Raw genomic sequence first — 11,254 nt, forward strand, 5'->3', positions numbered from 1 at the left:
CTGCTTCGGCCACCAGTGTCCCCCATGGAGTCATACGTCCGTGATCCGGAGTCCCGCGTGCGCCTTGTAGCGGCGGTTGATGGAGATCAGGTTCGCGACCAGCGCCTCCACCTGGTGGGCGTTGCGCAGCCGGCCGGCGTAGACCCCGCGCATGCCGGGGATGCGGCAGGCCAGCGCCTGCACGGCCTCCACGTCGACGCGCTCCTCGCCGAGCACCATGACGTCCGTGTCGATCTGCTCGACCTCCGGGTCCTGCAGCAGGACGGCGGACAGATGGTGGAAGGCGGCGGTCACCCGTGAGTCCGGCAGCAACGCGGCGGCCTGCTCGGCGGCGCTGCCCTCCTCGGGCGTGAGGGCGTAGGCGCCCTTCTTGTCGAAGCCGAGGGGGTTGACGCAGTCCACGACCAGCTTGCCCGCGAGTTCCTCGCGCAGGGAGGTCAGGGTGTCGCCGTGGCCCTCCCAGGGCACGGCGACGATCACGATGTCGCTGCGGCGCGCGGCCTCGGCGTTGTTCGCGCCCTCCACACCGTGCCCGATCTCCTCGGCCGTCGTCCGCGCGCGCTCGGCGGCCCGCGAGCCGACGATCACCTTCTGGCCGGCCCGGGCGAGCCGGTAGGCGAGGCCCTTGCCCTGCGGGCCGGTCCCGCCGAGCACCCCGACGACGAGCCCGGAGACGTCGGGGAGGTCCCAGGGGTCCTTGGCGGGGGCCTTCTGTGCACTGTCGCTAGAGGTCATGGGCCCGACTCTACGTCGCCCGCCGCCCCACCGGGCCGGCCGGCGGCCGCGCGTCCGGCAGCCGGTGCGACACGGCTGTCCGGACGGCCGAAGTGGCGAGGCGCACTGGGGAGTCCGGCGGTGCCCGCGCCGGATCGGGCCGGGTTGCGGAGGGGGCGTGCAGGAGGCTGGAACCGGGTGCACGGACGGGGGCCGGTGCGGAGCGGACCGGCGGGCGGGCAGGGAGTCCGGCCGGCGGGCGGAGGGCCTGGCCGACTGGCGGGCGGGGGCCTGACCGGCGACGTGGGTGCGGACGGGGTCGTCGGCGTTCCCCGAAGCGGGGGAATTCGCGGCGAACCCCGGGCCGCGGATCGCCGCCTGGGGCAGGATGCGCTCATATGGACGCCGTTCGTGTCGCCTTGCTCCGCGAAGTGCTGGCCGGAACCGAGTGGCTGGGAGCCACCAGACGGTTCGCGGGCGCGCTGCGCGGATCGGTGGTGTCCCACGGGGGCGGTCTGCTGCTGGTGGGAACGCCGCACTACGAGCCCTGGCACCTGGCGGCGCACCTGGTGGACGAGGCCGCCTGGTCGGGCACCCCGGAACTGGCCCCCACGCTCGTACGGCACGCGGCGCGGCCCTCGGACCCGGCGCACCTGGCCGTCGGGCTCGGGCGGCTGCAGGCGGCGCGGCAGGGCGAGACGCTGCTCGTGGTGGCCCCGGACACGGCGGGCGAAGCCCTGCTGGAGCGGGTGCACGACGCCCGGCGGGCGGGGGCCACGGTGCTGGCGCTCGGCTCCGGCGAGGCGGACCTGACGGCGCTGGCGCACGAGTCGCTGGCCGTGCCGGACGGCTCCGAGCTGGACCTGGACACCGTGCAGCACCTGGTGAGCGCGGCCGCCGGGGAGAACGCGGTGCCGTCCCCGCGGGGGCGCAGACGGCTGCGGGACCGCCTGTCACGGCTGGCGGACTCCCTGACGGCACCGCCACCGCCCCGCTGGTAGCGCTCGGCCGTCCACCAACCGCCGGCAGGCGGCCACGGGCGCCCGCGGCCCGTCGGCGCGCGGACAGCACGGCCCACCGGCAGGCGGCAAGCCGCCCGGCCGTCGGCGAGCCGGCGCACGGTTGTCCGGGCTTCGCACGGCGCCCGGCCGCCCACGAACCACCGGCGGGCTCCCGCCGGAACCACCGGCACGCAGGCCCCCGCGAGCCACCGGCAGGGGGACGGTCAGTCGTCGTCCCCGGTCCGTGCCGAGGCGTCGTGCCAGCGGGGGTCGTTCTCCCACTCGAGGTTGCGCTCACGGGCGGTCTGCATCGCGTGCTCGGCCTCCTGCCGGGAGGTGTACGGACCGAACCGGTCCTTGGCCGGGCAGTCCGGGCCCTCCTCGACCCTCTTGTGCTCCAGGCAGTAGAACCACTCGCCCGGCTTCCCGGCGGTCCGCTTCTTGAACAGGGCCATGACCAGCTCCTCTCGCCACCGACATGTTCCCCCATCCGCGCTGGATAGACTCGTTGGTATGTCTGGCCAGTCGCTGCTCGTACCAGGGGAGCTGTCTCCCGCCCGTTCCGTGCCCGGAAACATCCGACGCCCCGAGTACGTGGGCAGGCCCGCGCCGAAGCCGTACACCGGGCCTGAGGTGCAGACGCCGGAGACAGTCGAGGCGATGCGTGTCGCCGGGCGGATCGCCGCGCAGGCGATGGAGGAGGCGGCCCGGCACATCACGCCGGGCGTCACCACGGACGAGCTGGACCGGGTGGCGCACGAGTACATGTGCGACCACGGCGCCTACCCCTCGACGCTCGGCTACCGCGGCTTCCCCAAGTCGCTGTGCGCCTCGGTCAACGAGGTGATCTGCCACGGCATCCCCGACTCGACGGTGCTGCGCGACGGCGACATCGTCAACCTGGACGTGACGGCGTACATCGGCGGGGTGCACGGCGACAACAACGCGACCTACCTCGTCGGCGACGTCGACGAGGAGAGCCGGCTGCTCGTCGAGCGCACCCGCGAGGCGCTGAACCGGGCGATCAAGGCGGTGCGGCCGGGCCGGCAGGTCAACGTGATCGGCCGGGTCATCGAGTCCTACGCCAAGCGCTTCGGCTACGGGGTGGTGCGGGACTTCACCGGACACGGCATCAACGCGTCGTTCCACTCCGGTCTGATCATCCCGCACTACGACAGCCCGCACGCGACGACGGTCATGCAGCCCGGGATGACCTTCACGATCGAGCCGATGCTGACGCTCGGCACGCACGAGTACGACGTCTGGGACGACGGCTGGACGGTCGTGACCAGGGACCGGAAGCGGACGGCACAGTTCGAGCACACGCTGGTGGTCACGGAGACGGGAGCGGACGTCCTCACCCTGCCGTGACGCGAGACCCTGCCGTGACGCGAGCGCCGACGCGGCGCGCGGCCAGGAGCTCCGGGCGGAAACCCGGCGCCCGGCCCGCGTGGGCCGGTCAGCGTTCCAGGTGGACCCGCCCGCCGATCTCCACCCAGCCGGCCGGCTGCGGTGCCGTGAGGATCTGGGAGCCCACGCCCTGGGTGATGTTGAGGGCCCGGCCCAGCCGGTCGGTGAGCAGCAGGGCCGCCGTGCCGGTCGCCTCCTCCTCGACGGCGCCGGCGCTCGCCCCCGCTCCGCCGGAGCCGCCGTCGCCGTGCGCGTCGGCGGCGGCTGCGAAGGCCCGGGCGCGGACACGGCCGGCTCGTGCGTCCTCCCAGGCCCAGGCATAGCAGCTCCCCCACGGTCCGGACGGTGCCGGTGCGGCACCGGTCTCCGGCGGCGCGACGGGCAGGGCGTCGACCTCGGCGGCGGTCGCGTACTGGCGCAGCGCGTGCGGCGGCGCCCACTCGGCGCGGGCCTCGATCCAGCTGAACTCCCCGTCCAGGCGGGCTCCGACCGCTCCGGCGGGCGTGAGCAGTTCGGGGACGTCCAGCAGCCAGGCCGCCCCGACGCAGGGGCGGCCGCCGAAGGACAGGCGCGCGGCCGGGGTGTAGATGTCGATGACGCCGCGCTCGGGGTCGTCGACGAACACGGTCTCGCTGAAACCGAGCTTCGCCGCGAACGTCTGCCGGTCGCTCCGCCCGGGCATCACCGAGCCGTCGCGGACGACGCCGAGTTCGGTCCCGTAGCCGCCGCCCGGCCCGCAGAAGACGCGCAGCACGTCGTAGTCAGTCACCCGGGCATTGAAGCACTCACGGCGGGACTTCCCCGAGAGCTGATCAGTTGGCTGACGCCTTGCCCGACCACGGGGTTCTCTTCGCGTCTCCGTGATCGAGCTCGCCCTGCGGACCTTCCGTGGGAGCCGTATCACAGGACCCGCGGGAGACGGGTGAGGTAAGCCTCAGGTAACTTAGGCAAGCCTCAGTACTTCGTCCGCCCCTGGGAGCTCTGCATGCGAGTCGTCCGACTCTCCGTCGTCACCGCCGTCGCCGCCGCGGCGGCTCTGACCTCCCTGACGGCCTGCACGCAGAAAAGCAGCGCCGAGGACGGCGACCACGTGATCGACGTGACGGCGACGGACGACCGGTGCGAGGTGTCGAAGAAGGAGTTCCCGGCGGGGCACGTCGAGCTCGCGATCGAGAACAAGGGCTCGAAGGTCACCGAGGTCTACGTCCTCTTCCCGGACGACCGGGTCGTCGCCGAGCGCGAGAACATCGGTCCGGGCACCCGGCAGAAGGTCACCGCCGAGGTGAAGGCCGGCGACTACCGGATCGCGTGCAAGCCCGGCATGAAGGGCAAGGGCATCCGCCAGGACGTGAAGGCGACCGGCGGCAAGGCCGTCCGGCACGACCCGCGCCTGGACCGGGCCGTCGCCGATTACCGCGCCTACGTCCAGCAGCAGGCCGACGCGACGCTGCCCGCCGTCACCGCCTTCGTGAAGGCGGTCCAGGACGGCGACCTGACGGCCGCGCAGAAGGCGTACGCGCCCTCGCGCGTGGGCTGGGAGCGCACCGAGCCGGTCGCCGAGTCCTTCGGCGACATCGATCCCAAGGTCGACGTCCGCGAGGACGGGCTGGAGCCCGGCCAGAAGTGGACCGGCTGGCACCGCCTGGAGAAGGCGCTGTGGCACGACAAGAAGATCGGCGCCGAGGACAAGGTCCTCGCCGGACAGCTCGTGACCGACCTGAAGGACTGGCAGCAGCGCGTCGGCCAGGCCGACATCACCCCGACCTCCATGGCCAACGGAGCCAAGGAACTGCTCGACGAGGTCGCCACCGGCAAGGTCACCGGCGAGGAGGAACGCTACTCGCACACCGACCTCGTGGACTTCAAGGGCAACGTCGAGGGCGCGGAGAAGGCGTACGGCCTGCTCAAGCCGGTGGCGCAGAAGAACGACCCGGCGCTGGCCGAGGAACTCGACCGGCAGTTCGCCGCGCTCGACACCCTCCTCGACAAGTACCGCACGGACAAGTCGTCCTACGCGTTCGTCTCCTACGACAAGGTCGGGGACGAGGACCGCAAGGAGCTGTCGGACGCGGTGAACGCGCTCGCCGAGCCGCTGTCCAAGCTCGCCGCCGCCGTCGTCAAGTAAGGGACCACCGTGACGGAAACCCAGGAATCCACCGCCGGGACCGCCCCGGCGAAGGCGCCCAGCCGGCGCGCGCTGATCGGCTGGGGCGGTGCGGGGCTCGCGCTCGGCGCCGCCGCGGCCGGCGGGACCGTGGCCATGACCCGTACCGGCAACGACGTCGACCCGGCGGGGGCCGAGGCCGGCGGGGCGGTGCAGTTCCACGGCGCGCACCAGGCCGGCATCGCCACCCCGGTCCAGGACCGTCTGCACTTCGCCGCGTTCGACGTGAAGACCGACGACCGCGCCGCGTTCGTGCAGCTGATGAAGGACTGGACGGCGGCCGCCCGGCGGATGACCGCCGGCGACACGGTCGGTGAGGGCGCGTACGGCGGACTCGCCGAGGCTCCCCCGGACGACACCGGCGAGGCGCTGGGTCTCAAGCCGTCCCGGCTGACCCTGACCATCGGCTTCGGCCCGTCGCTTTTCGACAAGTTCGGGCTGCGGGACCAGCGGCCCGCGGCGCTCGTCGACCTGCCGAAGTTCCCCGGCGACAACCTCGACAAGTCCCGCACCGGCGGCGACCTGTGCGTGCAGGCCTGCGCGGACGACCCGCAGGTCGCCGTGCACGCGATCCGCAACCTGGCCCGCATCGGCTTCGGCAAGGTCGCCGTCCGCTGGTCCCAGCTCGGCTTCGGCAAGACCTCCTCGACGACCCCCGGCGCCCAGACGCCGCGCAACCTCTTCGGGTTCAAGGACGGCACCCGCAACATCGCGGGGACGGAGTCCGACCGGCTGAAGAAGTTCGTCTGGGTCGGCGACGGGGACGGACCGGACTGGATGGCCGGCGGTTCGTACCTGGTCGCCCGGCGCATCCGCATGAACATCGAGACCTGGGACCGCACCTCGCTGCAGGAGCAGGAGGACGTCTTCGGCCGGGACAAGCGCGAGGGGGCGGCGGTCGGCAAGGCCAACGAGCGCGACGAGCCGTTCCTGAAGGCGATGAAGCCCGACGCGCACGTGCGGCTCGCGCACCCCGACTCCAACGGGGGCATCACGATCCTGCGCCGCGGCTACTCCTTCACCGACGGCACCGACGGTCTGGGCCGCCTGGACGCCGGCCTGTTCTTCCTGGCCTACCAGCGCGACCCGCGCAAGGGTTTCATCCCGCTCCAGCGCAGGCTGGCGGCGCACGACGCGCTCAACGAGTACATCCAGCACGTGGGTTCGGCGGTGTTCGCGATCCCGCCCGGCGTCCGGGACCCGGGCGACTGGTGGGGCCGGACTCTGCTGTCCGAGGAGGCGTAGTCAGTGTTCTCCAACTACCTGATCGGTCTGCGCGAGGGGCTGGAGGCCAGCCTCGTCGTCTGCATCCTGATCGCCTATCTGGTCAAGACCGGCCGCCGGGACGCCCTGAAGCCCATCTGGGCGGGCATCGCCATCGCGGTCGCCATCGCCCTGGGCTTCGGCTGCGTCCTCGAATTCGGCTCCCAGGAGCTGACGTTCCAGGCGCAGGAGGCGCTCGGCGGCACCCTGTCCATCGCCGCGGTCGGCCTGGTGACGTGGATGGTGTTCTGGATGCGGCGCACCGCACGGCACCTGAAGTCCGAACTGCACGGCAAGCTCGACGCGGCCCTCGCGATGGGTACCGGCGCCCTGGTGGCCACCGCGTTCCTGGCCGTCGGCCGGGAGGGACTGGAGACCGCCCTGTTCGTGTGGGCGTCGGTGCACGCGGCCTCCGACGGCAGCCCGCGCCCGCTGGTCGGCGTGGCCCTCGGCCTGGCCACCGCCGTCCTGCTGGGCTGGCTGTTCTACCGCGGCGCCGTGCGGATCAACCTCGCGAAGTTCTTCACCTGGACCGGCGGCATGCTGGTGGTCGTCGCCGCGGGCGTGCTCGCGTACGGCGTCCACGACCTGCAGGAGGCCGACTGGATCCCGGGCCTGAACAGCCTGGCGTTCGACATCAGCGGCACCGTCCCGCCGGACAGTTGGTACGGCACCCTGCTGAAGGGCGTGTTCAACTTCCAGCCCGACCCGACGGTCCTCCAGGTCACGGTGTGGCTGCTGTACCTGGTCCCGGCGCTCGCGCTGTTCCTCGCCCCGGTAGGGTTCGCCTCCGGGAAGGGGAAGGTGAAGGTACCTGATGACCAGGGATCGCGGACCTCTGAGGCTTCGCAGGCTTGACCGGATCGCGCTGGCCACGGCCGCGGTGACCGCGCTGTCGGCCACGGCGAGCGGATGCGTGGTCGTGCACGGGGAGCGGGAGGTGCTCCCGACGGCCACCCGCGCCGAGGCCGAGAAGGCGCTCCGGCAGTTCACGGCCGCCTACAACAAGGCCGACGCGGCCTACGACCCTTCCCTGGACGCGGCCTACGTCACCGGCGCCCTCGGGGCGATCGACGGGGCCCGTCTGAAGGCCGGTCACGCCAACCACCCCGGCGGCAACCCGGAGCACAAGCCGCTGCGGCTGACGGACGCGAAGTTCACCATCCCCAAGAAGGCGGGCTGGCCGCGCTGGTTCCTCGCCGACGCCCAGGCCAACAAGGCGGGCAACTTCCGCTGGCTGCTGGTCTTCACGCGCGACGGCCTCGGCGAGCGGTGGCAGGTGGCGTACCTGACACTCGTCGCGCCGGGCACCGTGCCGGAGTTCCGCAAGGACCGGGCCGGCTGGGCGGAGGCCGTGCCGGCGAACTCGACCGGGCCGGCCGTCGCGCCGGGCGACCTGAGCCGGAGCTACACGAACTATCTGAAGAACGGCGGTACGGACTTCGCCGCGGGCCCGCACACCTCCGAGTGGCGTGCGCTGCGCGCCAGGAACTCCAGCCGGCCGGGCCTTGCCACGCAGTACATCGACGAGCCGCTGACGAACGGCGACTACGCCCCGCTGGCGCTGCGCACCGCGGACGGCGGCGCGCTGGTCTTCTTCACCACGCACCACTACCAGAAGCAGACGGCCGCGGCGGGCGCCTCCGTGCCCACCCCGAACCGGGATGTGCAGGCGCTGACCACCGGTGAGATCAAGCAGTCCCTGACGATGGAGTTCGTCTCCAACGCGGTGGCCCTCGACCCGGAGCGGGGCGCGGGAGGGCAGCGGGTGACGGTACTGGGCCGCGTGCAGGGCCTGACGTCCGCGCAGGGCGGGTAACGGGGCCGACGGCCCCGCGGCTCCGTGCCCTGCCCGGTCGCCGGGCTCCCGCGCGGGGCGGGGCCGTCAGCGGCGCAGGGGCCAGGCCGTGTCCGGGTGGGCGGCCTCGTCGCCCACGTGGCGCGCGCAGGCGTCGGTGAGGGCCTCGAGCAGGGTCAGGGGGTCGGGCAGGGCGTGCTCCGGGCCGCGTACCCAGCGCACCGTCCGGTCGTCGCCGGGCAGCCGGGCGGGCGGTACGAGGACGTACGAGCCGCGGCAGTGCCAGCGCAGCCCCGGGTGCTCGTCCATCGTCTCCGGGTGGCAGTCCAGCTCGCACGGCCACCACTCGTCCTCGTCCTCGGGGGTGCCGCGGGTGAGGGTGAAGAACAGCAGGCGGCCGTCGTCGCTCTCGGCGACCGGGCCGACCTCGACGCCGGTGGCGAGCAGCCGCTCCAGGGCCTCGCGCCCGGCCTCCAGGGGCACGTCGAGGACGTCGTGGACCATGCCCGTCGCGGTGATGAAGTTGGCCTGCGGCTGGTGCCGGGCCCAGCGCTCGATCTGGGCGCGGTCCGTCGTGGACTGCGTCTGCCACGCGAACGACACCGGGTGCCGGGCGGGCGTGGGACAGCCGACGCGGTCGCAGGAGCAGCGGTAGCCCGGTGCCGGGTACGCGGCGGGCGCGAGGGGCAGGCCCGCGGCGGCGGCGGCGAGCAGCAGGGCCTCCCGGCCGCCGTCACCGGCGGTCTTCTCGGGGCGGCGTCCGCGCAGCCACTGGGAGAGTTTGCCCTGTCGGCCGGTGCGGCCGCCGAACTCCGCGCTCATCTATCCCCTCGCCTCGCTGGTGTCGTCAGCATGTCCCATGGTCCCACCATCCTGCGCCCCGGGGGGCCGGACCCCGCATCCGGGCAGGCGGGAGGAGACGTACCGCACATCCGGAATCATCCCCGATGGGACCGTTCGTGGCATTCGCCTGCGGTGTGGAGGCCTGCGCTCAGCGGGGCGCGATGCCGTGCAGCGCGTAGTCGACGAGGGTGTCGGTGTAGGCGTGGGAGATCGGGCCCGTGCGCTGCAGCCAGCGCTGGGCGAGCGGGGAGACGAAGAGTTCCAGGGCGACGCGCGGATCGACGTCGGCCCGCACGGCGCCGGCCGCCTGTGCGGCGCGCAGCCGGCGCACGTACAGCTCCAGCGCCGGCTCCAGCAGCCTGGCCACGAACTCCCGGCCGAGCCGCTCGTTCACCACGCCCTCGGCGGCGAGGGCGCGGTACGGCGCCTCGAACCGGGGGTCGAGCAGTTCGTCGACGGTGGCCCGCAGCACGGCCTTGAGGTCGGCGACCAGGTCGCCGGTGTCGGGAATCTCGTACGGCTCCTGCCCCGTCTGCCGGGCCGCCTGCTCCCCGAGGTCGAGGAAGGCCTCCAGCAGCACCTCCGCCTTGGACGACCACCAGCGGTAGATCGTCTGCTTCCCCACGCCGGCCCGGGCGGCGATGCCCTCGACGGTCGTGCTGCGGTACCCGGCCTCCACCACGAGGGCGAGGGCGGCGTCGTAGATCGCGCGACGGGACTTCTCACTGCGGCGGGCGGCGTCGGGGGCGGGCTTGTCGGCCATGGCCCGACCGTAGCAGGGAGGTGAGACGGGCCGTCTCGCCACGGCCCGGCCGACGGGTGCCCGTCCGTGAGCGCCGGGCCGCGGCAGGGAACGGGGCTTCCGGCCTCGCAGCGGGGGCGCTAGGAGGCGGCGCCCTCCGGCGGCCAGGCGTCCCCCCAGTCGGCGTCGCGCGCCGCCTTGTACAGGTCGCCGTGGCGCTTGGTGACCGTCCGCCGGCGCAGCTGCTCGTCGCTCTCGCACAGGTCGAGCAGCACCTGCCCCTTGCGGATCTGCGGGCGCCGGACCACGCGGGAGGGGGCGGGTGTCACGGGGAACCGGGTGGCGGCGACGTAGCTGAACTTCTCGTCCTCGTAGGCGAGGGACCCGCCCTTGACCTGCCGGTGCAGGGAGGACCGGCTGACACGCGCCGAGAAGTGGCACCAGTCCGTGCCGGGCGCGATGGGACAGGAGGCGCTGTGCGGGCACGGCGCGGCGACGTGGAACCCGGCCGCGACGAGCCGGTCGCGGGCGGCGAGGACGCGGGCGTAGCCGTCGGGCGTGCCCGGCTCGACGACCACGACGGCCTGCGCGGCCGCCGCGGCGGCGTCGACGACGGCGGCACGGTCGGACGCGGTCAGCTCGCCGAGGACGTAGGACACGGTGACGAGGTCGGTGTCGTCGAGGCCGATCGCCGCGCCGATCCGGGCCCGCTCCCAGCGGGCGTCCGTCAGCGCGGGGTTCGCGGCGGCGATCTCCCGGCCGAGCGCCAGGGCCGGCTCGGCCCAGTCGAGCACGGTCACCGGCCGTCTGCCGTCCCAGGTGGCGCTGACGGCCCAGGTGGCCGCCCCGGTGCCGCCGCCGATGTCGATGTGGCCGGCGGGGGCCCAGCCGGGGGCGGCGTCCGCGAACGCCTCCAGCGCGGAGCGCACGGCCTCGAACGTCGCCGGCATCCGGTAGGCGGCGTACGCGACCACGTCGGCGCGGTCGCGCAGGATCGGGGCGTCGGTCGGGGTGCTCCCCCGGTAGCTGGCGATGAGCCGTTCGACCGCGCCCGCGGCCTGCCGGGGCGGCAGCCCGTCGAGCAGACCGGCGAGGGCGGCGCGGAGGGTCTCGGCCGGGGACAGAAGGTCGTTCACCCTGTGATTTTCTCAGGTCCACCGGGCGAGGCGGACCATCGTGGCGTGCGCGGGCTGCTGCGATGTGGGTCGGGGCCGCGCCGTGGGGTGTCCGTCCTCGGACCGGCGCGGACTGGGTCTCTCATCGAGGAACCCGGCGCAGACGCGCCGGCCGCTGCGGGCGCACACCCCCCGACACGTCCC

The 11,254-nt window shown here is 73.6% G+C and carries 12 protein-coding genes; 6 read left to right on the forward strand and 6 right to left on the reverse strand.

The features are described from left to right. Window positions 1-30: 30 nt before the first annotated feature. The gene (gene npdG, locus ACWDNY_RS20580) at window positions 31-735 is read right to left on the reverse strand and encodes an NADPH-dependent F420 reductase (protein WP_451647216.1); all 705 of its coding nucleotides are present in this window, start codon (window positions 733-735) and stop codon (window positions 31-33) included. Between the two features lie 377 nt (window positions 736-1,112). On the opposite strand from npdG, the gene ACWDNY_RS20585 reads away from it, so the two are divergent. Continuing rightward, the gene (locus ACWDNY_RS20585; protein WP_451647217.1) at window positions 1,113-1,715 is read left to right on the forward strand and encodes a hypothetical protein; all 603 of its coding nucleotides are present in this window, start codon (window positions 1,113-1,115) and stop codon (window positions 1,713-1,715) included. Window positions 1,716-1,939: 224 nt separating this feature from the next. Here the strand turns inward: ACWDNY_RS20585 and ACWDNY_RS20590 are convergent, their stop codons facing one another. Then, on the reverse strand, window positions 1,940-2,170 hold the full coding sequence (locus ACWDNY_RS20590) for a hypothetical protein (RefSeq protein WP_451647218.1): 231 nt from the start codon (window positions 2,168-2,170) through the stop codon (window positions 1,940-1,942). A 58-nt stretch (window positions 2,171-2,228) separates the two neighbouring features. On the opposite strand from ACWDNY_RS20590, the gene map reads away from it, so the two are divergent. Then, window positions 2,229-3,086: a type I methionyl aminopeptidase gene (map, locus tag ACWDNY_RS20595; protein WP_451647219.1), complete on the forward strand. Its 858-nt coding sequence runs from the start codon at window positions 2,229-2,231 to the stop codon at window positions 3,084-3,086. 88 nt (window positions 3,087-3,174) lie between these two features. On the opposite strand, the gene ACWDNY_RS20600 is transcribed toward map, so the two are convergent. Next, entirely contained in the window at window positions 3,175-3,894 is a 720-nt protein-coding gene (locus tag ACWDNY_RS20600) for a PhzF family phenazine biosynthesis protein (protein WP_451647220.1), read from the reverse strand. A gap of 216 nt (window positions 3,895-4,110) precedes the next feature. On the opposite strand from ACWDNY_RS20600, the gene efeO reads away from it, so the two are divergent. The 4 genes from efeO to ACWDNY_RS20620 are packed head-to-tail and all read left to right on the forward strand — an operon-like array spanning window position 4,111 to window position 8,371. Continuing rightward, window positions 4,111-5,250 (forward strand): iron uptake system protein EfeO, encoded by a 1,140-nt coding sequence (gene efeO / locus ACWDNY_RS20605; RefSeq protein WP_451647221.1) that lies wholly within the window; start codon window positions 4,111-4,113, stop codon window positions 5,248-5,250. A gap of 9 nt (window positions 5,251-5,259) precedes the next feature. Next, window positions 5,260-6,534 carry an iron uptake transporter deferrochelatase/peroxidase subunit gene (gene efeB, locus ACWDNY_RS20610; RefSeq protein WP_451647222.1) on the forward strand — a complete coding sequence of 425 codons (1,275 nt, stop codon included), beginning with the start codon at window positions 5,260-5,262 and terminating at the stop codon, window positions 6,532-6,534. A gap of 3 nt (window positions 6,535-6,537) precedes the next feature. Beyond that, complete coding sequence (gene efeU, locus ACWDNY_RS20615; RefSeq protein WP_451647223.1) at window positions 6,538-7,410, forward strand: iron uptake transporter permease EfeU; 873 nt, start codon at window positions 6,538-6,540, stop codon at window positions 7,408-7,410. Beyond that, window positions 7,370-8,371 (forward strand): hypothetical protein, encoded by a 1,002-nt coding sequence (locus tag ACWDNY_RS20620; protein ID WP_451647224.1) that lies wholly within the window; start codon window positions 7,370-7,372, stop codon window positions 8,369-8,371. Before efeU ends, ACWDNY_RS20620 begins: the two co-directional genes overlap by 41 nt. A gap of 66 nt (window positions 8,372-8,437) precedes the next feature. On the opposite strand, the gene ACWDNY_RS20625 is transcribed toward ACWDNY_RS20620, so the two are convergent. From ACWDNY_RS20625 to ACWDNY_RS20635, 3 genes are all read right to left on the reverse strand, one after another. Next, complete coding sequence (locus tag ACWDNY_RS20625) at window positions 8,438-9,172, reverse strand: bifunctional DNA primase/polymerase (protein WP_451647225.1); 735 nt, start codon at window positions 9,170-9,172, stop codon at window positions 8,438-8,440. 169 nt (window positions 9,173-9,341) lie between these two features. Beyond that, entirely contained in the window at window positions 9,342-9,956 is a 615-nt protein-coding gene (locus ACWDNY_RS20630; RefSeq protein WP_451647226.1) for a TetR/AcrR family transcriptional regulator, read from the reverse strand. Between the two features lie 119 nt (window positions 9,957-10,075). Then, entirely contained in the window at window positions 10,076-11,071 is a 996-nt protein-coding gene (locus ACWDNY_RS20635) for a small ribosomal subunit Rsm22 family protein (protein ID WP_451647227.1), read from the reverse strand. Window positions 11,072-11,254: the final 183 nt, after the last annotated feature.

The sequence above is a fragment of the Streptomyces sp. NPDC003697 genome (genome assembly GCF_053587115.1).